At 41.9% G+C, this 25,541-nt stretch carries 21 protein-coding genes, 1 pseudogene and 2 riboswitches; of the genes and pseudogenes, 18 read left to right on the forward strand and 4 right to left on the reverse strand.

Annotated features, from left to right (window positions below):
* The first annotated feature begins 34 nt into the window (after positions 1-34).
* Positions 35-1,369 carry a murein hydrolase activator EnvC family protein gene (locus JI665_RS13900; protein WP_206840132.1) on the forward strand — a complete coding sequence of 445 codons (1,335 nt, stop codon included), beginning with the start codon at positions 35-37 and terminating at the stop codon, positions 1,367-1,369.
* Between the two features lie 73 nt (positions 1,370-1,442).
* Here the strand turns inward: JI665_RS13900 and JI665_RS13905 are convergent.
* Positions 1,443-2,268, reverse strand: a pseudogene (locus tag JI665_RS13905) (manganese catalase family protein).
* A gap of 200 nt (positions 2,269-2,468) precedes the next feature.
* Between JI665_RS13905 and JI665_RS13910 the strand changes: the two are divergent.
* The 7 genes from JI665_RS13910 to JI665_RS13940 all read left to right on the forward strand — a co-directional run bounded on the left by JI665_RS13910 (position 2,469) and on the right by JI665_RS13940 (position 9,725).
* Positions 2,469-3,920: a S41 family peptidase gene (locus JI665_RS13910; RefSeq protein ID WP_206840133.1), complete on the forward strand. Its 1,452-nt coding sequence runs from the start codon at positions 2,469-2,471 to the stop codon at positions 3,918-3,920.
* A gap of 243 nt (positions 3,921-4,163) precedes the next feature.
* Positions 4,164-5,357, forward strand: a complete 1,194-nt coding sequence (locus JI665_RS13915; protein ID WP_206840135.1) for a PDZ domain-containing protein — start codon at positions 4,164-4,166, stop codon at positions 5,355-5,357.
* A 555-nt stretch (positions 5,358-5,912) separates the two neighbouring features.
* On the forward strand, positions 5,913-6,494 hold the full coding sequence (locus tag JI665_RS13920) for an NUDIX hydrolase (RefSeq protein ID WP_206840437.1): 582 nt from the start codon (positions 5,913-5,915) through the stop codon (positions 6,492-6,494).
* A 145-nt stretch (positions 6,495-6,639) separates the two neighbouring features.
* Complete coding sequence (locus JI665_RS13925) at positions 6,640-7,302, forward strand: HAD family hydrolase (RefSeq protein WP_206840136.1); 663 nt, start codon at positions 6,640-6,642, stop codon at positions 7,300-7,302.
* Positions 7,303-7,514: 212 nt separating this feature from the next.
* Positions 7,515-7,820, forward strand: coding sequence for a hypothetical protein (locus JI665_RS13930; protein WP_206840137.1), 306 nt, complete (start codon positions 7,515-7,517; stop codon positions 7,818-7,820).
* Between the two features lie 38 nt (positions 7,821-7,858).
* Complete coding sequence (locus JI665_RS13935) at positions 7,859-8,806, forward strand: LacI family DNA-binding transcriptional regulator (RefSeq protein ID WP_206840439.1); 948 nt, start codon at positions 7,859-7,861, stop codon at positions 8,804-8,806.
* A 148-nt stretch (positions 8,807-8,954) separates the two neighbouring features.
* Positions 8,955-9,725, forward strand: a complete 771-nt coding sequence (locus tag JI665_RS13940; protein WP_206840138.1) for a Cof-type HAD-IIB family hydrolase — start codon at positions 8,955-8,957, stop codon at positions 9,723-9,725.
* A 431-nt stretch (positions 9,726-10,156) separates the two neighbouring features.
* Here the strand turns inward: JI665_RS13940 and JI665_RS13945 are convergent, their stop codons facing one another.
* A complete protein-coding gene (locus JI665_RS13945) occupies positions 10,157-10,294 on the reverse strand; it encodes a hypothetical protein (RefSeq protein WP_206840139.1) in 138 nt (45 codons plus the stop codon).
* Between the two features lie 263 nt (positions 10,295-10,557).
* Here JI665_RS13945 and JI665_RS13950 point away from each other — a divergent pair, with 263 nt between their 5' ends.
* Positions 10,558-11,658 (forward strand): AI-2E family transporter, encoded by a 1,101-nt coding sequence (locus JI665_RS13950; protein ID WP_206840140.1) that lies wholly within the window; start codon positions 10,558-10,560, stop codon positions 11,656-11,658.
* Positions 11,659-11,857: 199 nt separating this feature from the next.
* Positions 11,858-12,613, forward strand: a complete 756-nt coding sequence (locus JI665_RS13955) for an NRDE family protein (RefSeq protein ID WP_206840141.1) — start codon at positions 11,858-11,860, stop codon at positions 12,611-12,613.
* A 32-nt stretch (positions 12,614-12,645) separates the two neighbouring features.
* On the opposite strand, the gene JI665_RS13960 is transcribed toward JI665_RS13955, so the two are convergent.
* Positions 12,646-14,061: a PAS domain-containing sensor histidine kinase gene (locus JI665_RS13960; RefSeq protein WP_206840142.1), complete on the reverse strand. Its 1,416-nt coding sequence runs from the start codon at positions 14,059-14,061 to the stop codon at positions 12,646-12,648.
* A gap of 253 nt (positions 14,062-14,314) precedes the next feature.
* Positions 14,315-14,414, forward strand: a riboswitch (SAM riboswitch).
* A 99-nt stretch (positions 14,415-14,513) separates the two neighbouring features.
* Positions 14,514-14,615, forward strand: a riboswitch (SAM riboswitch).
* 158 nt (positions 14,616-14,773) lie between these two features.
* On the opposite strand from JI665_RS13960, the gene JI665_RS13965 reads away from it, so the two are divergent.
* Genes JI665_RS13965 through JI665_RS13980 form a run of 4 tightly spaced genes read left to right on the forward strand, consistent with a single transcriptional unit; the run spans position 14,774 to position 18,527 of the window.
* A complete protein-coding gene (locus JI665_RS13965) occupies positions 14,774-15,805 on the forward strand; it encodes a methionine ABC transporter ATP-binding protein (protein ID WP_206840143.1) in 1,032 nt (343 codons plus the stop codon).
* Entirely contained in the window at positions 15,795-16,445 is a 651-nt protein-coding gene (locus JI665_RS13970; protein WP_206840144.1) for a methionine ABC transporter permease, read from the forward strand. The genes JI665_RS13965 and JI665_RS13970 overlap by 11 nt, the downstream gene beginning before the upstream one ends.
* A gap of 18 nt (positions 16,446-16,463) precedes the next feature.
* Positions 16,464-17,291, forward strand: coding sequence for a MetQ/NlpA family ABC transporter substrate-binding protein (locus JI665_RS13975; protein ID WP_206840145.1), 828 nt, complete (start codon positions 16,464-16,466; stop codon positions 17,289-17,291).
* A gap of 27 nt (positions 17,292-17,318) precedes the next feature.
* Complete coding sequence (locus JI665_RS13980; protein ID WP_206840441.1) at positions 17,319-18,527, forward strand: M20 family metallopeptidase; 1,209 nt, start codon at positions 17,319-17,321, stop codon at positions 18,525-18,527.
* Positions 18,528-18,684: 157 nt separating this feature from the next.
* Here the strand turns inward: JI665_RS13980 and JI665_RS13985 are convergent, their stop codons facing one another.
* Positions 18,685-18,960: an alpha/beta-type small acid-soluble spore protein gene (locus JI665_RS13985; protein WP_206840146.1), complete on the reverse strand. Its 276-nt coding sequence runs from the start codon at positions 18,958-18,960 to the stop codon at positions 18,685-18,687.
* A gap of 149 nt (positions 18,961-19,109) precedes the next feature.
* On the opposite strand from JI665_RS13985, the gene JI665_RS13990 reads away from it, so the two are divergent.
* The 4 genes from JI665_RS13990 (at position 19,110) to JI665_RS14005 (ending at position 25,453) form a co-directional block, all read left to right on the forward strand.
* Positions 19,110-19,346 carry a DUF2198 family protein gene (locus JI665_RS13990; protein ID WP_009331867.1) on the forward strand — a complete coding sequence of 79 codons (237 nt, stop codon included), beginning with the start codon at positions 19,110-19,112 and terminating at the stop codon, positions 19,344-19,346.
* 397 nt (positions 19,347-19,743) lie between these two features.
* The gene (gene uvrB, locus JI665_RS13995; RefSeq protein WP_206840147.1) at positions 19,744-21,723 is read left to right on the forward strand and encodes an excinuclease ABC subunit UvrB; all 1,980 of its coding nucleotides are present in this window, start codon (positions 19,744-19,746) and stop codon (positions 21,721-21,723) included.
* Between the two features lie 7 nt (positions 21,724-21,730).
* Positions 21,731-24,607, forward strand: coding sequence for an excinuclease ABC subunit UvrA (gene uvrA / locus JI665_RS14000; protein WP_206840148.1), 2,877 nt, complete (start codon positions 21,731-21,733; stop codon positions 24,605-24,607).
* A gap of 132 nt (positions 24,608-24,739) precedes the next feature.
* Positions 24,740-25,453: a GDSL-type esterase/lipase family protein gene (locus JI665_RS14005; RefSeq protein ID WP_244671196.1), complete on the forward strand. Its 714-nt coding sequence runs from the start codon at positions 24,740-24,742 to the stop codon at positions 25,451-25,453.
* Positions 25,454-25,541: the final 88 nt, after the last annotated feature.

Genomic DNA, 25,541 nt, shown 5'->3' on the forward strand with positions numbered 1-25,541 from the left:
CATATGGTGTTCATTGAAAGGAGAAATCGGAAAATTGAAGAAATCCATCATCACATTATCACTGGCTGCCATTTTGGGGTTTGGCAGCGCAACAGTAGGACTGCCTCTTGAAAAGGCGTCTGCAGCAAATAAACTAAACGATCTAAACAGCCAAAAGGACAAAATTAACCAGCAGCGTTCAGGAGTAGAATCGAAGATTAACGATACAGATAAAAAGCTTACCGAAAACCAGGGCGAGCAACAGTCCGTACAAAGTGAGATTGAGCGCCTTGATAAAGCGATCAGCGATGCTTTAGCAAAAATTGAAGAGAAAAACGGCCAGATTGCAGACACAAAAAAGGAAATTGAAAAATTAGAAGCCGAAATTAAAATATTAGTAGAGCGCATCAAAAAGCGCAATGAACTATTAAAAGACCGTGCACGCAATTACCAGGAAACTGGCGGAATGGTGAGCTATATTGATGTTTTAATGGGTGCGCAAAGCTTTGGAGACTTTGTTGAACGTGTTGGAGCAGTTGCAACAATCGTAGAAGCAGACCAGGATATCCTTAAAGCGCATCAGGCGGATAAAGACGAGCTGGAGAAGAAACAGGCTCAGATAAAAGAAGAGCTTGCCTCTTTAGAAAAAATGCGTGCCGAGCTTGAAAGCATGAAAAAGAGTTTAAATGCCCAAAAGGCAGAGAAAGATAAACTGCTTGCATCCCTAAAGCATGAAGAAGAGGAAATGCATGCTCATAAACTTGAACTAGCAGAAGAAAATGAAATTCTTGCAGCCCAGGAAGCGGCACTTCAAAAAGCGATTAAGATTGAGCAGCAAAAACAGGCAGAGGCAGCAAGACAAGCTGAATTGGCAAAACAGAAAGCAGCCCAGGAAGCGGCTAAAAAGAGCAGTTCTTCATCAGCAGGAAGCAGCTCATCATCTGATAGCGGATCATCAAGCAGCCCGCAGGTTACTCCACCGGCAGTTTCCGGCGGTGCATGGACAAAACCAGCTGCAGGAAGACTTTCTTCTGGTTTTGGCGGACGTTCATTAGGCGAGCACTATGGTGTTGATATTGCTGCAGGTGGTACAGTACCGATTGTGGCAGCGGCAGACGGTGTCGTAATCCGTTCATACTATTCAAGCAGCTACGGAAATGCCATTTTCATTGCCCACTCTGTAGGCGGACAAACTTACACAACCGTATATGCTCATATGAGAAGCCGTTCTGTAGGCTCTGGCCAGACTGTTTCTAAAGGCCAGCAAATCGGTATCATGGGTAATACTGGACAATCTTATGGCCAGCATCTGCACTTTGAACTTCACAGAGGTTCTTGGAATGCAGCAAAATCAAATGCAATTAATCCAGTAGGCATTGTGCCTCTATAAAAAATAGTGTAAGTGGAAGGAGCTTAGCTTCTTCCACTTTTCTTTTACCCTTAAAGAGGGGCTTTAATCCTATTTATTTAACATTAGGAGGAGTGTCATGAATATATGGAGGTGCCGGCTTCAGCTTAGGTGCTGGAGCAAAAGGGGGAACTTCCTGCATGTTATTGGAAGGTTCCCTGGCCATCCATGCTCCTGCCTTGAGCCCAGCGGCCCTGGCTGCTTTCATCTCCTCTTGAAAGGTTCATAAATACATAGGAAAACTCTTCTTTTTCAAGCTCCTTCGGGAATGTGCTTGGCACGGTCTTTCCTTCCTGGGCTTCAAGCTCTTTTATCGCGGCAAGCCATTGGTTCTGATGCATGCGGTCACGGGCAATTAAGTAGGCCAGCATGTCTTTGACACCGCGGTCATCAGTCATTTCATACAGACGGACAGCCTGCAGACGTCCCTGGGATTCGGCATTCAGATTCGCACGGAAATCAGCCAGCAGGTTGCAGCTGGCTACGATGTATCCACCCTGCCACGGGACCCCGACACTATTGACAGGCATGGCACCAAGACCGGAAACAATCGCATGCTGAGGGTTCATTCCGCCCAAAATCGCGGCAAGAAGCGGATCCTGGGCAGCTTTTTCCTGTTCTTTTACAGGTGCCCCGTCCAGCAGACGTGCAATCATGGTGGCAAGCATTTCAATATGGGCCAATTCTTCGGTCCCTGTATCCATTAATAGATCCCGATATTTATCATGTTTCCGCGCACCTCAGCCCTGAAATAAATACTGCATGGCCACAGACATTTCCCCAAATTGTCCGCCAATCAGCTCCTGCAGCTTTTTAGCATACACCCAGTCTGGTTTATCAGGCTTGGCATTATATTGAAGTTCTTTAATATGATAGAACATTTGCACACTTCCTTTATGTGAAATTCAACTTAAATATATTCTTAAATTGAGATATTGTGCATATGCCTAACCTGATTATTGAAATCATAACTTGTCCTTATCCAGCATAGGATGTGATGAGCATGGTCATTTCATCAATCATGATGGAAAGTTTTTATAATGGCCTATGAGACCGCTGCAAAATAGAAAGGGAGATGAAGATGAGCAGAAAGTGGATCGCCGTGCTGATGACGGGATCATTGCTGACAGGAGCTGGCGGTACATATGCAGGCATGCAGTGGCTGGCAAAAGAAACTCCTCAGACAGGAACAGGAAATCAATTGATAGATTTTAAGGAAAACGGAACACAAATTGAAAAAGAGAAAATCGAAAAAATGGAAACAGCCTATCAGCTAATTTTAAATAGCTATGTGGAAAAAGTAGAAGAAAAACAGCTCGTGGAGGGAGCCATCCAGGGCATGCTGGCGACCCTGGAAGACCCATACTCTGTTTATATGGATGAAGAAACAGCAAAACAATTCAATGATACACTGGAATCTTCTTTTGAAGGGATCGGGGCAGAAGTCAGCATGGTGGAAGGTAAAATAATCATTGTTGCACCATTTAAAGCTTCACCAGCTGAAAAAGCAGGGCTGAAGCCGAAGGATGAAATTTTAAAAGTGGATGGGGAAAGTGTAGAGGGTCTTGATTTATATAAAGCTACCATGAAGATCCGCGGCAAAAAAGGCACAAAAGTAGAACTTGAAATTGCGCGCCAGGGACTTAAGGAACCTTTAAAGGTAGAAGTAAAGAGAGATGAGATTCCACAAATTACGGTATTCTCGGAAATCAAGAAGCAAAGAGGGAAAAATGTAGGATATCTGGAAATCACCTCATTTTCCGAAGAGACATCCAAGGAATTTGCAAAACAGCTGAGTGAAATGGAGAAGGATGGGATCGAAGGGCTTGTAATCGATGTGCGCGGAAATCCCGGTGGTCTCCTGACATCAGTACAGGAAATCCTGAAAGAATTGGTTACGGCTGATAAGCCATATTTACAGATAGAGAAACGGGATGGAGAAAAAATGAGGTATTTTTCCACACTTGAAAAGCCTAAAAGCTATCCGATTGCTGTTCTTGTAGATAAAGGGAGTGCCTCTGCATCGGAGATTCTTGCCGGCGCTTTAAAGGAAGCGCAGGGTTATGCCATAATCGGTGAAAATTCATTTGGAAAGGGCACAGTTCAGCAGCCAGTTCCGATGGGAGATGGCAGCAATATCAAGCTCACATTGTTTAAATGGCTGACACCAGACGGAAACTGGATTCATAACAAGGGAATCAAACCAACCCTCGAGGTCAAACAGCCAGACATCTACCAAACGCATCCTTTGCAGGTGGAGAAGCCTTTGGCCATCGATATGAATAATGAAATGGTGAAGAATGCACAGGAAATTCTGGCGGGCCTTGGATATGCTCCAGGACGGACGGATGGCTACTTCAATGATTCCACTGCAGCTGCTGTAAAAGCATTTCAGAAGCAAAAAGAGCTTGAAGGAACCGGCCGGATAGACAAAAAAACAGCAGCAGCGCTCGAACAAGCAGCCATTGAAGAAATGAAAAAAGAGCAGAATGACCTTCAGCTGCAAACGGCTCTGAGATATATTGCAAAATAATAGTTGGTGACAGGCACTACCCGGTTTTTGTCGAAAACATCATTTCTTATATAACTGGTCTAGTACTGGTCTAGGTGCCTGTCACCCGCTATATAGCAGGAGGGATTTTCCTTCTGCTATTTTTTGTATTTGTGCCAGATTGTGATAGGTTTTGGAAGACGATTTTGGTAGAATAAAGAGTAATAGAGTTTTCTGTTTGTTACATAATTCATGAGAATTTATTTATAGAGGCTGGTGGCAAGTTTGATAGAGGAGTGGATTTTTGAGTTTTTAAAAGGAACGGGAAAGCTGCTGCTGAACCCGGTATTTTATTACCTGTTTTTTGCAGCTGCATTTTTGGGGGTTTCCCGTGTAAAGCGAGAGCGCAAAGACTTTTCAGTTCGTGCGGAAAATGCTTATTTTGAGCTGAGGCAGCTTCTTCCTCTTGGGATCCTGGCAGGTCTTTCAGTGAGTATCGTGATGGTCGGAGCGGGACTTATCGTACCAGTGGAAACGATTGTTTTTACTGCTGCTCTAACGTTCTTGTGGAGCTTTACGGCAAAAGTGAGATGGATGGCGCCTGTTTATACCCTGGGCTTTGCATTTTTCGCAACCATGTTTGCTGCTGAACAGAAATGGCCATTGCCAGCATTCGCCCAGACATCAGCAGACCTTGACTCTTCCATCTTTCCATCCATTACTGTTCTCCTTGCTCTTCTTGTTATAGCAGAAGGCTTCCTGATTATAAGAAATGGCCGGAAAGGCACATCTCCCAGGCTTGTAAAGAGTAAACGGGGCCAGACCATTGGCATTCATGAATCAAAAAGACTCTGGATGGTGCCTGTGTTTCTGCTTATTCCCGGTCAGGCACTGCAGATGCCGTTTGATTGGTGGCCAGCGATCCCGATTGGCGGGGAAACGTATTCGCTCATTCTGGTTCCTTTTTCGATAGGTTTTTACCAGCGGATCCAGGGCACGCTTCCTAAAGAGGCAACAGCACTGCTTGGACAAAGAATCAGCGTGTTTGGCATACTCCTTTTGCTGATTTCATCTGCAGGCTACTGGTATCCGCTTGCAGCTGTGGGAGCAGCAGCACTTGCTATCATTGGGCGTGAATTCATCTCTCTCCGCCAGAGAATGACAGAGGATCAGGCACCGTTTTACTTTTCCAAGCGCAATCAGGGAATCATGGTGCTTGGAGTAGTTCCGGATTCACCGGCTGATAAAATGTCTCTTCAAGTGGGAGAGGTGGTTACAAAAGTTAATGGTGTGAAAATCCATGATGAAAAAGGCTTCTATGAAGCGCTGCAAAAGAACGGGGCTCACTGCAAACTTGAGGTTCTTGATGTGAACGGCCAGGTCCGCTTCGTCCAGCGCGCTCTTTATGAAGGTGATCATCACGAACTTGGGCTGCTGTTTGTGCAGGAAGAGAAGAAATGGGATAGTGAAGCGGTGTAAGTGTAAATTTTCAAAATCCCCAAGAATATGATCATAATTTTCCAGAATGAATTTTCATAATCCTACGGAATGGTAAATCATATAAAGAAAAAAAGTCTAACTGAGTAATTATTAGAGAAACGATTTAGTCGTTTCTCTATTTTTATATAGAATTGGTTGGATGGTTAAGTTATTTCTATAAGTAAACCAAGGACTGACGTAATTATTTATCGTTGTATTAATAGATTAACTAAAGAGAATAGGCATTATACAATAACATGGATTTCTTAAAAAATCAGGCCAGATTAGAGAAGATCACTTAGAAATGAAAAAGTGATTGTGAAGCATTTCACTTAAACTAACGGGGCAGGTTAGATGAAGAGGCAATTTCCAAAGCACAGGAATTCCTTTGATTCTTACAGAATATTTTATTATAAAATTACAATTGTTTTAGTGGATTTAATTAATGCGATTAGGGATTTAAAAGTAAACATGGTTACTTCAATCTGCAGCTTTTTTGTTAGGATAAATAATCAGAATGAATATAGCTATCGAATTATTAGGAGAGTTTACAAAATGGATATTTCAAAAGATGTAAGGACATCGGGTGCTTATGTATTGTATAAAGGGTTTTTTATATTTCAGGTAGGTCCAACAAAAGATGGAGATAAACTTGGGGTGGTTAGATTAGGAGGACACAGAGAAGGTAATGAAACAGCACTAGCCACGGCAAAACGGGAAGCTTTCGAAGAGGCTAAGGTAAACATCATTCCTTTTAATCCTAAGAATACATTTTATCTTAAAGAATGGAATGACGAGCCAGCTAGAGTAAAAGTAAATGAACCATTTTCTCCAATTCTAATTAAAGGGAGTGGAGAAGCCTCCTATACGGTGATGTATCTTTCATATGCATTAACAAAACCTATTCCTTCTTCCGAAACAAAGGGGTTATTGTTACTAACTCCAGCAGGTATTGATCTTATTTGTAATGATGCCATAACATTAAACGACTATCATAAACTAAATGGAATTTCTATCCTACAAGCAGACATCGATCACAATTTAGTATTAGAGCCTTTTCCCCAATTAATCTTCCTATCAAAGTTATTAAAGGAAGAAACAGAACTAATGAAATCCTATATTAAAAATTCTTATTAAATAAATGGTTGCTGGCGGTTAACAAGAGTTCTACGAATGCTCATTTTCTTTTTCCACTAAAGGGGCAGCATTAGTTGAAGAAGGAGTCTGGAATGGCAAATGAGAAGAATTAAAGAACCTTTATCGGGGAGTGTGGGGTTTAGAAATGATTAAAGCTGTTATATTCGATTTAGACGGAACTTTGTTAAATAGAGATGAATCAGTGAAAATGTTTATAGAGACGCAATACGACAGACTAAATGAATTGGTGGGACATATACCTAAAGAGAATTTCGTAAGAAGGTTTATTGAATTAGATGATCGTGGATATGTTTGGAAAGATAAAGTGTATCAACAACTAGTCAATGAATTTGGGATTTCTGATATAACTTGGGAGGATTTACTTCAAGATTACTTAAGTCAATTTAAGAATAATTGCATCTCTTTCCCAAATCTCAATAGTATGTTAGATGAATTGCGTACCAACAACTTTGTTTTAGGGTTGATTACCAATGGAAAAGGGCAATTTCAGATGGATAACATTAAGGCTATGGGAATTGAAGAGTATTTTGATATTATTTTAATATCTGAATGGGAAGGTATAAAAAAACCTGATCCTCAAATATTTATGCGAGCATTGAACCAACTTAATGTTACATCTAATGAAAGTTTATTTGTTGGCGACCATCCAGACAATGATATAAAAGCTGCTCAAAATGTAGGAATGAAAGGAATTTGGAAAAAGGATTTTCAATGGAACGATGTTGAAGCAGACTTTATTGTAGATGATTTGGGAGAATTACCTTTAATCATAGAAAATTTAAGATAACAAGTTATTAAGTCTAGTTATACGAACGGGTGCTTTACTTTTAGATCCAGCTGCCATTCCAGGTGGCTTTTTCTTTTACTCTAACGAAACAGGTTTGTTGTCTGCTTTTTCGTAGGTGTTTTAGAATTTAGTTTAATTTTTTCTCTTGAATTGAAATGCATTTCATAAATTAGATTGAAATTAAGCTGATTTTCAACGAAGGGAGAAGAAAGATGTATAAAAAAATTAACCTTCAGGAAGATGAACATGTACTATCTACTCTTACAGGATTATTGGAAATCTTTGATGGAGTACAAAATATCTACTATGGAGATTTGTTTTTAACCAATAAAAGATTATATGTAGTAAGCACTAAACTAATAAATGTGGAAAAATCATTCTGGTTTAATGGAGAAATGAGAGATATTGAACATACTGCACTCATTGTAGGAGAACGCAGAATTGTTGTAAGATGGGCATACTATGGAAATCTTCTTTACTTTATAAAAGCTTTTCAGAGATTGAATGTAAATGTGTAGGTTTCTTAATTCCCGAAATATGGGGGAGGTATGTGATGATGACAAATATTAAGGACATTGCAAGATTAGCAGGTGTATCCGTCTCTACTGTTTCCAGAGTCCTTAACAATTATAAGCATGTTGCTAGAGAGAAAAGAGAGTCTGTTCTTAGAGTAATTGAAGAAATGAACTATACACCAAATAAAAATGCAATTGATTTAATCCGAGGTGAAACAAGAACAATAGGCGTTATTCTCCCATATAACAACAATCCAGCATTTGATCAGATTTTAAACGGTATATTGAACAAAGCATTAGAGAATGATTTTTCAATTACCGTACTTCCTTCCATTTATAGTAAAGAAAAAGAAGTGAAGTATTTACAAAAATTAAAAAGCAAGCTGTATGATGGCATCATTATCGCTTCAAGAGCAAATGATTGGGAAACGATCATTCCGTATAGCGATTATGGTTCTATCGTTTCTTGTGAATATACGCATCACAAGGAAATTGGATGTTCCTATATGGACCGTTATTCTTCTTATCTAGATGCCTTTCAAATGTTAAAAAACAAAGGGCATAATGCGGTAGCTTTCACAACCGCCAGGCTGGAAAGCAATAGCACGAAGCAAATGATTGATGCTTATAATGAGATTTTTGGTGAACTTCAACCTAAATATCACATTTCAGGTTGTCTTTGCTTAGAAGACGGCTATGAAGCAGCAGAGAAATTCCTGCATTTACTGGAAAGGCCAACAGCTATCTATGCGAATGGAGATGAAGTGGCTGGTGGAATTTACTTATATGCTAAGTCAAAACAATTGAAAACCCCTGCTGATTTAGCAATCATTGGTCAAGAAAATCAGCCAATTGGTATGGGCATGGGGATTACTACAGTGGATCATCAGCTAATGAAAATCGGTGAACAAGCTTGTAGCCTAGTGATAAATAAATCTAGAGAAAAAGTAAAAATACCTTATCGCATTGTGGAGAGAGATTCTGTTTAATGTGTGTTTCAAATGGGAAGGACCATGCGAGACAAACTGGGCACTTTACTTTTTCTATCGGTACAAAACGACAATATCCAGATGTAAGGCCCCGCCTATGTGCCTTTGGTGTGGAATATAAAATATCAGCAGGATGTGGAGAAAGAAAATGAGTGAAAAATTTATTGTCTTTGACATTGATGGGACATTATTAACGACAGAGATGAAGTTTCTCGACAGTACAAAACAAGCTTTGGTTGCTCTTAAAGAAAAAGGGCATTACATCTGCATTGCGACAGGAAGGGACTACGTTTCAGCAAAATCCATTGTTGACGAGCTTGAAATTGATACATATGTTTTATGTAATGGATCAATCGGGTATGTCCGTCATGAATTAAGACATGAGGTAATGTTGTCAAAGGAATCTATAAAGAAACTAATTGAAATTGCAACGGAAAACAATGATCAGGTTGTGTTCCAAACATCGAACGGATTAAAAAGGCATTTTAAAGAACCCGGAGAGTCGTTAACAAAAGCTTACGAAAGCCTGGGATGGACCATTCCTGATTTTGATGAAATGTATTGGAAACAAAATCAAATTATTCAGGCTATGCTTTTCTGCAAGCCAGAGGATCTTCAAAAATACGCAATTAAAGAATTCAGATATGTGAGTTGGCACAAATTTGGTTTAGATGTCATCCCTAAAGAAGGATCTAAAGCAAAAACCATTTTAATAATCGCCGAAGAAAATGGATTTAAGCGGGAAGATATCATCTTTTTTGGAGATGGAATGAACGATATTGAACTAATGGAACTTTCAGGAATGGGGGTTGCAATGGGAAATGCTGCAACTGAAGTTAAAGGGAAAGCCGATTTAATCACAGATAGCTGCAATGAGCATGGAATTTACAATGCTCTTAAGAGCATGTCCTTAATATAAAAGAGAAAGACAAAAAAATTAGTAAATTTTTCACGCAATTAGTTTTTTATCAACAGGAGATTGTGAAGGGTTTCGCTTAAGTGAACAGGTGCTTTTCTTCAATAAGCATTTTCAGCAATCGGGCGCGATTGTGTAACAAGAAGTAAATGGTCTTACATATTTTATATTTAATTTAATGTGTACTAAATATGGGAAAATATTTTTTCCGGAAGTTTATGAAAAATTGATGATTTTTTCCTGGTCATTCCGGGGAATTATTATGTAAAAAGGGAAAATTACACATTGATATTACAAGGTTCCATTCCGAAAGATTATGAAAAATTTCATGTAAGCATGAAAATAACTTCTAAACCAGTATTTCAGCCAATGGATGCTGGTTTTTTGTTCTTCAAGTGAGGAAGGAAAGCAGTGGATACTAATTTATGAGCAGCTTAGAGTAAGTTCTGGACTGCATTCTGGATGAGAAGTATATCATTAAAAATTTGTTTTTTTATCTTTACATTTTTACAGCGATCCATTTCGCCTGTCAGTAATAGAAGTTCCTTCTTGAAAATGTCTATTGTACTCATGTGTCTGTTCACTCCTGGCTTTTAAGTGAGGAAAGTTGGAATTTGTAGTTCTTTATACCCTTAGTCAGATGGATTGAAACCAAAAATTGAGATATTTATGAGTGAATGTATCTAATTTGTGTGGTGTCATTTTTAAATTATATGGATGAATTTTTTTCGAAACCTTTTCAATCCCCATTCGTAGTAGAAGTAGCATCTTCTTAGGAGTAAACACACGAATATGATATTCTTTAGTTAATCCATTCAAAGAAAAAGGTGACATTGTGGCAAAGAAAAAACTGCAGTACTGGACTTTGCAATTGCTGCTTATCTTAACCATCATTTATGTATCAACAAAAATCTCATTTCTGTTTGAACCGGTGGGCATATTTGTATCTACCTTGTTCTTTCCAATCATTATATCGGGATTCCTGTATTTCTTGCTGAACCCGCTGGTAAAATTGCTGCAGCGCTATAAGGTGCCCAGGACGGCAGCGATCTTGATCATTTATGCAGCAGTTATTGGGTTGGTGATGCTGGTTATTGGCAACATCGCTCCGCTAATCAGCAGACAGGTGACTGAATTATTCAACGACCTGCCGGGATATGCGAAAACGACAAGAGACTTTGTTAATTCAATGTCAAACACCGAAGAGTTTAAATGGTTTTTGACGCAGGACTACGTATCGCTTGAAGAAATTGAAGCCCGCATTATGGAATATGCCAATACCCTGCCAAGCCGCGTTACGCAGGGGGTAGCAGGAATTGTCAGCCTGGTCACCAATATTGCGATCACAATTGTAACGGTGCCATTCCTGCTGTTTTATATGTTCAAGGATGGCGATAAGTTCCCGGCAGCTGTTTCCAAATTTCTGCCTGCTTCATACAGGGAAGAGGGAGTTAAAACACTTAAAGAAACAGGAGAAACACTTTCTTCTTACATTCAAGGACAAATTACAGTGGCCTTGTTTGTGGGAACACTATCGTTTATCGGCTATTTAATCATTGACCTGCCATATGCACTTGTCATGGCGCTTATTGTGTCCATAACTAATATCATTCCTTATGTCGGACCGTTTCTTGGTGGTGCACCTGCTGTTATCGTTGCACTTTTTGACTCACCGACTAAAGCATTCCTGGTTGTCGTGGTCATTGTGATTGCCCAGCAGATAGAAGGGAATGTGCTGTCGCCGCTAATTCTCGGAAAAACCTTAAACACACATCCAGCCACCATCATCATCCTATTGCTCGTTGCAGGCAATCTTGCCGGCATCCTCGGCATGATTCTGGCAATACCTACTTATGCTGTGACCAAAACGATTGTTTTGAATACAGTTAGATTTTTAAGGGCGAGGAAGACAGCGAATGACGAAGCGGTAACTTAAATTGAGTAGCTCCTTTTAAAAGAAGGGGCTTTTTTTATTGCTGGATTTATCTAACATAATTCATCAAATATGTTACAACCTGTTGGGTTTATCTAGCATGTTATAAGATTTATCTAACATGTATTATAATTTATCTAACATCTCACACAGATAAAGCGGGTTTTTTACAAGTTAAAATAAAACGAAAGCAGTGATCCAAATGTGTTTAATCCTTTTCGCATACAAAGTTCATCCCGTATACAAGCTTATCGTTGCTGCTAATCGCGATGAATTTTTTGAGCGCCCGACTGCACCGGCCCATTTTTGGGAGGACCATCCCGCTATTCTGGCTGGACGCGATTTAAGCAAGATGGGGACGTGGATGGGTGTCACTAAGAATGGACGATTTGCAGCTCTTACAAATTACCGCGATCCGAACGAAGTGAGAGATGGCAAGAATTCAAGAGGGGATCTGGTGGCAGATTTCTTGAAAGGCAGTGCTTCGCCTGCTGATTTTATGAAAATAGCATCTGAACATCGCAGCAGCTATCCCGGCTACAATCTTCTTGCAGGCAATTTGGAGGAGCTCTTTTATTATTCGAACGTGGAAGATAGAATAGAGCAGCTTGAAGCAGGAGTGTACGGGGTCAGCAATCATTTGCTGAATACCGGGTGGCCAAAGGTGGAAAAGGGGAAGGAGGGCTTATCTAAACTAATAGATCATGCATCTAAGAATTTTACAGAAGACTTGTTCACACTTCTCCGGAATGCAGACCCTGCCCCTGATGACATGCTTCCGGATACAGGAGTTTCACTTGAGTGGGAGAGGATTCTGTCTCCTTTATTTATCAAAAGTGAAGGCTACGGAACCAGGAGTTCAACAGTGATGATGATGTCAGAGAGTGAGATCTATTACAGAGAAAGGGTACATTTTGGGGATAGCCAGCAGGGCCAGGAGTTTACCATTCGAAATTAAAGAAGCCAGTTCAGGCATCTGGCTTCTTTCATTCAGGCTAGCGGCAAAGTAATCCGGACCGTTGTTCCTTCATTTTCTCTGCTGTGGATGTAAAGGTTACCGCCATGGTTTTTAATGATTTTTTTGCAGATCATAATGCCAAGGCCTGTGCCTTTTTCTTTTGTGCTGTAAAACGGCTCTCCCAGTTTGGCGAGGCGTTCTTCGGGTATGCCAATTCCTTCATCCTCGACACTAATGATGACAGAATGGTCCTCCCGGCGGATATCCACGTTTATTTTTCCGCCTGCCGGCATGGCTTCAATTGAGTTCTTAATGATGTTAATCAGCACCTGTTTAATTTTATCTTTTTCACATTTCACATAAAACTCGCCGGGTGACTGTGTTAGTTCGATCATGATATTCTCCATAACTGCCTGGCTGTTTAAGAGGGTGATCACACTTTTTACAACGTTTGTCAGGCAGGTTTCTTCCATTTCGGTTATTTGGGGTTTGGCGAGAACGAGCAGGTCATTGACGATGCCTTCAATCCGCTCCAGCTCACTTAGGATGACCTCCGCGAAATCTCCTTTATGATCTTCATATAATAACTGTGTAAAGCCTTTTATGGCTGTAAGCGGGTTGCGGATTTCATGGGCAATGCCTGCGGCAAGCTGACCGACAACCGAAAGTTTTTCGGCATTCTGCAGCTTTTCTTCCGTCTTCTTTTGTCCAGTCACATCTTTAATAATGATTTGGTAGACCTTTCTGTTCTTGAATGTGGTTGGAATCAGCTGGACTTCGGCTTTTCTCATTTGTCCGTCAGTCCGGATCAGATTAAGCTCAAAATTTACACTTAGCTTTGTTTGCAGAAAATCATCGAGGGTAGAATGATCTGAAGGAGGAGTGTAGTCGTGGAGGGAGGTGCCGATCATCTCTTTGATGCTCGTGAATCCAAAAAGTTTCTTTCCTTCATTATTGATGTAGGTCCAAATCCCTTTTTGTGTCACCATTCCTATCGTATCCTTGGAGTACTCCACCAGAAAGCGGTACTTCTCCTGTGTTTCCAGAATCTCCTCTTCCATGATAATTCTTTGTGTCATATCCCGGATGATGCACATCATTTCTTTATCGTCATTAATGACTGAAAAATTGGCTTCAAGCCACAGATAATGCCCCTCCTTATGCCTGAAGCGAAAGGTCTCCCGTTTATGCGGAAGCTGTTCGAGCTCGGCCAGTGCATCTCTTAAAAGGTCCCGGTCATTTGGATGGCAGTATGTATAAAGGCTGCTTCGATAAAAGTCCTGCTGCGAATACCCCAGCATCGGCAAACAGGAAGGGGAGACATATAAAGCAATGCCTTCTTTTGTCACTCTTGCAATCACATCGCTGGAATGCTGAATGGCCAGCTGCAGATTCCTCGCTTCCACCTTGTCCGCGAATAAATCTGCAGGATTCTCGGTCATGATCATTTTCTGTCCCTCCTTTTTGAAAAATGGCACTTTTCCATTATTATACATGAGTTATTGGCTTAGACACATAGGATTTAACTATCATTTTTTAGTAGAGCCGCAAGCAAAAAACTTTGTATTATTGCAGAGCTAATACAGCGTGCCAGGGAACAGAAGGTTAATTCAATTAAAAAATTTTAAAATTTTATATTGACATCCTTTTCTTTATGGTGGTAAAGTAATAAACATATTAAACAACCAAATAATAAAAATCTTCTTATCCAGAGAGGTTGAGGGACTGGCCCTATGACACCTCGGCAGCGGACAAAAGTGTACCGTGCCAAATCCAGCAAGCTTAGCTTGAAAGATAAGAAGAGGACCATTGATAAATGCTGCCCTCTTCTTTCTTTAGAAGAGGGTTTTTGTTTTACTGGAAAAATGCAGCGAGATTCTATTCATAAACATATGAATAATTCTTATCGAGAGAAGCAGAGGGATCTGGCCCAATGAAGCTTCGGCAGCAGGCGGAACGCACTGTGCCAAATCCAGCAGGCGAAAAGCCTGGAAGATAAGGAGAGGATTTCAAAAAACCTCTTCTGACGGAAGGGGTAAATTTCAAGATATAAATCTTAGTTTTCGCATAGGAATAATTATATAATAAAAGGTGACAGGCACCTATACCAGTTCCTTAAAGTGGTATAGGTACCTGTCACCATCAAAGGAGAGATGCTGAATGATAGAGTTTCAGAATTTAAAGAAAGTCTATGAAAGCGGAGGACAGCAGGTAGCTGCTTTAAATGGAATAGACTTAAAGATTAACAAGGGCGAGATTTTCGGTGTGATCGGCTTCAGCGGTGCGGGAAAGAGTTCTTTGATCCGCTGTGTCAATTGGCTGGAGAAACCGACTTCAGGAAAGGTCATTGTCAGCGGACATGATCTGACGGCTTTATCTGTAAGGGAAATTCGCGAAGTGAAAAGAAACATCGGGATGGTCTTTCAGCATTTTAACCTTTTAAATTCGAAAACAGTGTTTGCCAATGTGGCGATGCCGCTCACACTGGCTAAGATCCCTAAAGATGAAATCAAAAAGCGTGTCCATGAACTATTGGAATTCGTGGGGCTTGCAGACAAGGCGAACAGCTATCCTGATCAGCTATCCGGCGGGCAAAAGCAGCGGATCGGAATTGCCAGGGCGCTGGCGACCCAGCCTTCCATTCTATTATGTGATGAAGCGACTTCAGCTCTGGATCCGCAGACAACCAGCTCGATCCTGCAGCTGCTGAAAAAAATAAATAAAGAATACAACATTACCATTCTGATCATTACCCATGAAATGTCTGTAATCAGAGAGATCTGTGATCGTGTCGCTGTCATTGAGGCAGGAAAAATTATCGAAGAAGGAACCGTCTTTAATGTCTTTTCCTCACCAAAAACACAAACAGCGAAAAACTTTGTCAGCACGGTCATGAATGATCAACTACCTGACTCCATTAAAGAAGTGATCGAAAGACAGCAAGGGCTTCAAAAGGTATTCAGAATCAACTTTGTTGGAAATTCTGCCGGGCAGCCGCTCCTTTCTCAGGTTGCCAAAAAGTTTAATATCGACTTCAACGTCCTGTTCGGAAATATTACTGAACTTCAGGGAACCCCCTTTGGCAACCTGATTGTCGAGTTCCAGGGTCCGGACAGTGAGATCAGACGTGCTATTCAGTACATCAGCCAGGAAAAAGTATCTATAAAGGAAGTGACAACACGTGCTAGTTAATCAGGAAAAAATCATCGAAGCCTTAATCGAAACGGTCCAAATGGTGGCATTCTCATTGCTGTTTTCAGCTGTTATCGGACTTCCGCTGGGCATATTGCTTGTCGTGACAAGGAAAGGGCATCTGCTGGAAAACACCGTTGTTTTTAACATCATAAACAGCATTATTAATATTTTCAGATCAGTTCCCTTCATCATATTAATGGTAGCCATTATCCCCATCACCAGATTGATTGTCGGGACATCGATTGGTACTGCTGCAGCCGTAGTGCCGCTTGTCTTTTATGCCGGGCCATATATTGCAAGATTAATCGAAAACTCTTTGCTTGAGGTAGATCCGGGAGTCATAGAAGCTGCAGAAGCGATGGGTGCGACACCGGGCCAGATCATATTAAAGTTCCTGATTCCGGAAGCACTCAGTTCGCTGGTATTAGGCTTTACAATTGCCACAATCGGATTGGTCGGAGCGTCAGCCATGGCCGGGGCAGTCGGAGGCGGCGGGCTTGGTGACCTTGCCATTACCTACGGCTACCAGCGATTCGATACAACCGTCATGCTGATTACCGTTGCAATCTTAGTTGTCATGGTTCAAGGCCTGCAGTCATTCGGAAATATCTTATCCAAAAAAATCAGAAGAAGATAAATAAGGAGGAAATTCATCATGAAAAAACTATTCTTAACATTCATTATTTTAGCATTGGCTGTGTTCACTGCGGCATGCTCAAGCACAACTGGCGGAGAAGAAACAAAGAAAATTAAATTGGGTGTCAGCGGATCTGATACACGCATCTGGGACTTTATTGCAGAAAAGGCTGAAAAGGAAGGCATTGAAATTGAGGTTGTGACATTTTCTGATTATGTTCAGCCAAACGTTGCCCTTGCAGAAGGTGATCTTGATGTAAATGCATTCCAAACAGTCGCTTATTTTGACACTTTTATTAAAGAGCATAATATGGATCTTACCCCAATAGCGACAACTGTTCTAGCACCAATGGGCCTTTATTCTGAAAAAGTAAAATCGGTGGAAGACATTCCGGAAGGCGGCAAAATTGCCATTCCAAATGATGCTTCAAATGGCGGAAGAGCCCTTCTTTTACTGGAGGAAGCCGGCTTGATTAAATTATCCGAGGACTATGATGGAAACCTGGACTTGAATAAAGTCGTTGAAAACAAGAAAAACCTTGAATTTGTAGAAATGGTATCAGCACAGACGCCGCGTGCACTTCCGGATGTCTCTGCTTCTGTAATCAATAACGGAATTGCTGTAGATGCAGGCTTTAACCCAACTAAGGATTCAGTTTTTATTGAAAGCGAAACCGCTACTCCGTATGTAAATATCATTGCTGTCAGAACAGAAGACAAGGATAACAAAACGCTTAAGAGAATTGCAGAACTTTACCAGGAAGATGATGTAGCTGATTTCATCACGAAGGAATATGACGGAAGTATGATCCCGACTTTCATTCCTTTAAGTGATATTGGCTGGTAAAAAATTATTTTTAAAGGAGGAACAATGATGACGGCACCTGTTAAAGCACTATTTGAACTGAAAGAAGCGATCAAGAAAAATGTTGAGGATAATAAAGAACTTTATCTCTCCGCAAGCCACCAGATCCATGCCAACCCGGAAATAGGGAATGAGGAGTTTTATGCTTCGGGCTTGCTTTCAGGCATCCTTGAGAAGGAAGGATTTGAAGTAGAGCGGGCAGTAGCCGGGCATGAAACAGCTTTCCTCGCCCGGAAGAAATCCGATAGACCTGGGCCGTCCATTGCATTCCTTGCAGAATATGATGCCCTTCCCGGGCTGGGCCATGGATGCGGCCACAATATCATAGGTACGACAAGTGTGGCAGCAGCCATTGCATTGAGCAAGGTCATTGATCAGACCGGTGGGGAAGCAGTAGTATTTGGAACCCCGGCTGAAGAAGGCGGGCCAAATGGAAGTGCAAAAGGCAGCTTTGTGAAGCATGGATTGCTTGAAGGCATTGACGCTGCCCTGATGGTTCATCCATCAAACCATACCCGCATGACCAGTTCATCACTGGCAGTTGATCCGCTTGACTTCGAGTTTATCGGAAAGCCTGCCCATGCGGCAGCTTCACCGGAGGAAGGAATCAATGCCCTTGATGCCGTTATTCAGCTGTTTAACGGAATTAATGCTCTTCGTCAGCAATTAAAGGATGATGTGCGAATCCATGGCATTATTACTCATGGAGGGGATGCTCCAAATATTATCCCTGAGTATGCAAAAGCCAGATTCTTCATCCGTTCTTCAACCAGAACCAGTCTAAATGAGGTAACACGGAAGGTTAAAGCTGTCGCTGAAGGCGCGGCATTGGCAACAGGAGCCAAGCTGAATGTCATTGCTTTTCAAAACGAAGTCGACAACCTGCTATTAAACAAGACATATGACCAAGTGTTTAAAGAAGTGATTGAAGACTTAGGTGAAACGGTCGTTGAAGGGGACAGAGATGGGATCGGCTCGACGGATGCAGGCAACATCAGCCAGGTGGTGCCAACCATTCATCCTTATATTAAAATTGGTGCGGATGATCTTGTTGCCCATACAGTTCCGTTTCGTGAGGCTGCAGCATCTGCAAAAGGCGACGAAGCTCTGATAACCGGAGCAAAAGGGCTCGCACTGACTGCCTTCCAGCTGGTAACGGATCAGGAGCTGCTTAAATCCATTAAACAGGAATTTATAGAACGGAAAGCTGCTGAATAAGAACAAAAGCTATCCTTTGCGGGATAGCTTTTCCTTACTTTAGTGAGTCTTTTTCTCAAATTGGAGTGTTGTTCGGCCTCAAATGCTGAATTTTTCTCCTCCAATTAATTGCTCGTTCCCTCGATTTCATCTTTCTTTTCATAAAGTTCACAATTACCTACTGTTCCTTCATCCGTTCCTGTGCCATTCGAATAAGCTCTTTCACCATACTTCCGCCAATCTTCCCGCCAACTGTTCCTGCCTGTTTGGATGTTAGACGGCCGTTATAGCCGGGCTTCAATGGCACACCTGCCTCCTCGGCAATTTCATATTTCACGCCATCAGGATTTTCACTGTCAACATGGTATCCCTGGTTTGCCATTACCTGATTTTTCAGCTGGTCTAATGCCGCTCTTGATTCCGGCACAAGCGGGCGTCTTTTTCTTCTTGCCATGATGCATTCCTCCTTAATAAGTACTTTTTCTTATTATGTGAAAGAACATAGGGAATAACACTGAAAAAACTTGTACATCTTCTTATGAAAAGCTATTCTAATGGTAGAAACCTTAAATTTTTGTGAATAAACAAAAGAAGGTGTTTTGTTTGGCATTAAAATACTTGTCAGCTCTGCTGCTGCCTGGCCTGCTGGTATTGCTCTTTACGAGAGTAAGCTATAATCGTGTGATTGGGCTTGTATTAACGGTAGGACTGATTGCTGCTTCTGTCTATAAAGGGTATACAAATTCATTTGCCTTAATTGTTATAGATGCACTTTCATTGACTGTCGGGTTTTGGTACGCTCAAAAACTGAAGCCCAAAACAAAGCCAAGTGCGGAATAATATTTTGCGGAACCTGTCGATCAAACGTATCGACAGGTTTTTTGTTTAATGAATTTTCAGCTGAATTTATACTTGCGTAACATCAGCTTTTTATCAATATCAATCAAACGATTGATTGGATTACACACTGTTAATCAAACGTTTGATTAACCTTGCTTCGACATTCCCCTCGATAATTCGGCATATTTCCCAAGCAATATTTTCTCTTGTAAAAATAAAAAAAACGAATATCCGTTCGCATATTGTTGGTTTGTTTTAGGCTCTTTGTGGTAGAATGGTGATATGAGTTTTGAGTAAAAAACTGACAAATCAGCCATGCATCCCGGTTCTTTAATTCTTACAATGCTGGTTTGTGATTAATATATAGATAAAAGTAATTTGAACGGGAGGCTTATAGGTGAAGGATCAATTTGAATTAGTCTCAAAATATTCCCCTCAGGGCGACCAGCCTGGGGCAATCAAAAAAATTGTGGAGGGAATTAATTCCGGCAAGAAGCACCAGACGCTTTTGGGTGCAACAGGAACGGGAAAAACCTTCACGGTTTCAAATGTTATACAAGAGGTTAACAAGCCGACGCTTGTCATTGCCCATAATAAGACACTTGCAGGACAGTTATACAGTGAATTTAAGGACTTTTTTCCAAACAATGCTGTTGAGTATTTTGTCAGCTATTATGACTACTATCAGCCGGAGGCATATGTGCCTTCTACAGATACCTTTATTGAAAAAGATGCAAGCATCAATGATGAAATTGATAAGCTCCGCCACTCGGCGACTTCTTCTTTATTTGAGCGCAAAGATGTCATTATTATTGCCAGTGTGTCTTGTATATATGGTTTGGGTTCTCCAGAAGAATACAGTGAAATGGTGCTATCCCTCAGAACCGGTATGGAGATTGAGAGGAACCAGCTTCTTCACAGACTCGTTGACATTCAGTATGAGCGCAATGATATTGACTTCCAGCGCGGCACTTTCCGTGTACGCGGGGATGTAGTAGAAATTTTCCCGGCATCACGGGATGAGCATTGTATCCGTGTAGAGTTTTTCGGTGATGAGATAGACCGGATCCGTGAAGTAGATGCCCTCACCGGAGAAATTATGGGTGAACGTGAGCATGTTGCGATTTTCCCGGCATCCCACTTCGTAACACGTGAAGAAAAAATGCGGGTCGCCATCCAGAACATTGAAAAAGAACTGGAAGTGCGCCTTGCTGAATTAAGAGAAAACGATAAGCTTCTTGAAGCCCAGCGCCTGGAGCAGCGGACCCGCTATGACCTTGAGATGATGAGGGAGATGGGTTTTTGTTCCGGCATTGAAAACTACTCCCGCCATCTAACATTAAGGCCGCCTGGTTCAACACCGTATACCCTTCTGGATTATTTTCCGGAAGACTTTCTAATTGTGATTGATGAGTCACACGTAACTCTGCCGCAAATCCGCGGTATGTTCAATGGTGATCAGGCAAGAAAATCCGTGCTTGTGGATCATGGTTTCCGTTTGCCTTCAGCTATGGATAACAGGCCGCTTACGTTTATCGAGTTCGAGAAGCATGTGAAACAGGCTGTCTTTGTTTCGGCAACACCTGGCCCTTACGAGCTTGAGCATACACCGGAAATGATTGAGCAGATTATCCGCCCAACCGGTTTGCTTGATCCCACTATTGATGTCCGTCCAATCGAAGGTCAAATTGATGACCTCATCGGTGAAATCCAGGATCGCATTCAGAAAAATGAACGTGTGCTTGTCACTACATTAACAAAGAAAATGTCTGAGGACTTGACAGACTACTTAAAAGAAATCGGCATTAAAGTGCAGTATCTGCACTCAGAGGTGAAAACGCTCGAGCGGATTGAAATCATCCGCGAGCTCCGCCTTGGCAAGTACGATGTGTTAGTCGGCATTAATCTTCTGAGGGAGGGGCTTGATATACCTGAAGTATCTCTAGTTACCATACTTGATGCTGATAAGGAAGGCTTCCTCCGTTCAGAACGTTCACTCATCCAGACGATTGGACGTGCAGCGCGTAATGCGAATGGCCATGTCATTATGTATGCAGACCGTATCACTGACAGCATGGAAAAAGCCATCAGTGAAACAAAGCGCCGCCGTTCCATTCAGGAAGAGTACAATGAGAAGCATGGCATCACGCCAATGACTATACAGAAGGATATACGGGATTCAATCCGTGCAACCCATGCGGCAGAAGAGCAGGAAGAATACGAGACATCAGCAAAGCTCGGCAAGCTGAACAAGAAAGAACGCGAGAAGCTGATTGGCGATATGGAAAAAGAAATGAAGGAAGCGGCCAAATCCCTGAATTTCGAAAGGGCTGCCGAGCTTCGTGATTTAATATTAGAGCTGAAAGCGGAAGGATGACGTAAAAATGGCGATGGATAAACTGATTGTAAAGGGTGCCAGAGCCCATAATCTGAAAAATATAGATGTCACCATTCCGAGAGATAAGCTTGTCGTCCTGACAGGACTTTCAGGTTCAGGAAAGTCCTCTCTGGCATTTGATACGATTTATGCAGAAGGGCAGCGCCGCTATGTGGAGTCATTATCTGCTTATGCCCGTCAATTCCTCGGCCAGATGGATAAGCCTGACGTGGATGCGATCGAAGGGCTCTCTCCTGCCATATCAATTGACCAAAAGACGACAAGCAGAAATCCTCGTTCCACAGTGGGAACAGTGACAGAAATTTATGACTATCTGCGATTATTATTTGCACGGGTGGGGCGTCCCACCTGTCCGATTCACAATATTGAAATCTCTTCACAGACCATTGAACAAATGGTTGACCGGATTATGGAGTACCCTGAAAGAACGAAGCTCCAGGTTATGGCTCCTCTTGTATCCGGCCGAAAAGGGACACATGTAAAAGTATTTGAGGATGTCAAAAAGCAGGGGTTTGTCCGTGTCCGTGTAGACGGAGAAATGATGGATCTCGGTGATGAGATTGAGCTGGAAAAAAACAAAAAGCATTCTATTGAAGTAGTAATAGACCGGATTGTGGTAAAAGAAGGCGTAGCACCAAGGCTGGCAGATTCATTGGAAACTGCTTTGAATCTGGGCAATGGCAAGGTGCTTGTGGATGTAATCGGGGAAGAAGAACTGCTGTTCAGCGAGAACCACGCCTGCCCTCAATGCGGGTTTTCAATCGGCGAACTTGAGCCAAGAATGTTCTCTTTTAATAGTCCGTTTGGTGCCTGTACGGAATGTGACGGATTGGGCTCAAAGCTGGAGGTAGATGTTGATCTGGTAATACCCAATAAGGATCTTTCCTTAAAGGAGAATGCCATTGCGCCGTGGGAATCGACCAGCTCTCAATATTATCCTCAGCTGCTGGAGGCAGTCTGCAAACATTATGGAATTGATATGGACGTGCCGGTTAAGGATATCCCTGAACACCTGCTTGATAAAGTTTTATACGGCTCCGCCAAGGACAGCATTTATTTCCGATATGAAAACGATTTTGGCCAGGTGAGGGAGAATTATATCCATTTTGAAGGTGTCATCCGAAATGTGGAGCGCCGCTATAAAGAAACAAGCTCTGATTATATCCGGGAGCAAATGGAAAAATACATGGCCCAACATCCATGTCCTTCCTGTAAAGGCTACCGTCTGAAGCCGGAAACTCTTGCAGTGCTTGTATCCGGAAAGCATATCGGCCATGTAACAGAATATTCGATTGAGGAAGCATTCAGCTTCTTTGAAAATCTGACACTGTCTGAAAAAGAAATGAAGATTGCCAATCTCATTTTCCGTGAGATTAAGGAAAGGTTAGGCTTCCTCATCAATGTCGGGCTGGATTACCTGACATTAAGCCGGGCAGCGGGGACCTTGTCAGGCGGTGAAGCACAGCGTATTCGCCTGGCCACCCAAATCGGTTCGCGCCTGACAGGTGTACTCTACATTCTGGACGAGCCTTCGATTGGTCTCCATCAGCGTGATAATGACCGTTTAATAGATACACTGAAAAATATGCGGGATATCGGCAACACCCTGATCGTGGTAGAACACGATGAAGATACGATGGTAGCAGCAGATTATCTAATTGATGTCGGCCCGGGGGCAGGAGTTCATGGCGGGCAAATCGTTTCTGCGGGTACGCCTCAGGAGGTAATGGATGATCCAAACTCACTGACAGGGCAATATTTGTCAGGAATGAAATTCATTCCTCTTCCAATTGAGCGCCGCAAGAATGACGGACGCTTTATCGAAATTAAAGGGGCTAAAGAAAACAATCTTAAAAATGTGAACGTTAAGTTTCCCCTAGGCACTTTTATTTCCGTTACTGGCGTTTCAGGTTCAGGAAAAAGTACATTAATCAATGAAATTCTTCATAAAGGGCTTGCTCAAAAGCTCCATAGAGCTAAAGCGAAGCCTGGTGAGCATAAAGAAATTAAAGGTATTGATCACCTGGATAAAGTCATTGATATCGACCAATCTCCAATCGGACGGACACCACGTTCCAACCCGGCAACATATACCGGAGTGTTTGATGATATTCGTGATGTGTTTGCTTCAACCAATGAAGCAAAGGTTCGCGGCTACAAAAAGGGACGCTTCAGCTTCAATGTAAAAGGCGGACGATGTGAAGCATGCCGCGGTGACGGGATCATCAAGATTGAAATGCACTTCCTGCCTGATGTGTATGTGCCATGTGAAGTCTGTCATGGCAAACGCTATAACAGGGAAACGCTTGAAGTAAAGTACAAAGGGAAGAATATTTCAGAGATTCTCAATATGACAGTGGAAGATGCACTGGAGTTTTTCGAGAATATTCCTAAAATCCGCCGCAAGCTGCAGACGATTTATGATGTTGGCCTGGGCTACATCACTTTGGGGCAGCCTGCGACAACATTGTCCGGCGGAGAAGCGCAGCGTGTCAAGCTTGCTTCCGAATTGCACCGCCGTTCAACGGGCCGCTCGCTGTACATTCTTGACGAACCGACAACAGGCCTTCATGTTGATGATATCTCACGATTGCTCGTGGTCCTTCAGCGTCTTGTTGAAAATGGTGACACGGTACTGGTTATTGAGCATAATCTTGATGTTATCAAGGCAGCTGACTATATCGTTGACCTTGGACCAGAAGGCGGAGATAAGGGCGGGACCATCCTGGCAGCGGGTACACCTGAAAAAATTGCGGAAGTTCCAGAATCTTATACAGGTAAGTATCTCAAACCAATCCTCGAAAGAGACTGCCTGAGAATGAAAAAGCAAATTGAAGAAAAAGAAGGCGTGACAAACGCTTAATTAGGAAGAAGCAGTGCCGTTTTGGTACTGCTTCTTTTTTATGGAAGAGAGATTAATTCTCCAGGATGATGGGTATAGAACATGCGTCTGCAGCAACCTTCACTAATCTCAACCGAGAAAGGAACATACACTATGAAAAATAAACTCTACCTTTTAGCAGGCCTAATTTTGCTTGGGATCGGCATCTATCTATCCATTACATTTTTTGGAGAAGAAAAAAAGGCTGAAAGCAGTCAAGCGATTGTAGCTTTTGGTGATTCGCTTACCTACGGGTATGGAGATGAAACGGAAGAGGGGTACATTGGCAGGCTGCAGAGCAAACTGGATCGGACATATCCGGAAAAGAATTATACAATAACAAATCATGGAGTGTATGGCTATAAATCTTCTGATGTCCTCCAGCAAATGCTCAAACCGAAGGTGGCACAGGATATCAAAAATGCAGATATGTTTATCGTATATATTGGAACAAACGATTTGCTGAAAAGCAACGGCGGAGATTTGTATCCGCTCCATCACGAAAATCTTGTTGAAGCTAAAGACATATATGAAGATAAACTGAATGGAATTCTGGAAACACTGGAAACCGCCAACATTGATGCACCTGTTATCCTGCTCGGGCTATACAATCCCTATCCGGACGGCGACCGGATTGAAAAATATATTGACCATTGGAACGAATCCATAAGAATAAAAGCAGCAGAAGATAAAAATATTACCTTTATTTCTACCAATGAACTGTTCAAGGGGAAAAATAAGAAACAGTACTTCGCTGATTCGCTTCATCCGAATGGAAAGGGATATGAGATGATTGCTGATAAAATTATAGAGAATTACTCATTTTAGGTTCTTGGCTTTTTACATTCTTATAAAAAGCGCTTCTGCCAAGACTTTGTTTTCTTATATGCTGTGATAACGCTAATATGATATTTTT

The organism is Bacillus sp. NTK034, from assembly GCF_017303275.1.
GTDB lineage: Bacteria > Bacillota > Bacilli > Bacillales > Cytobacillaceae > Cytobacillus.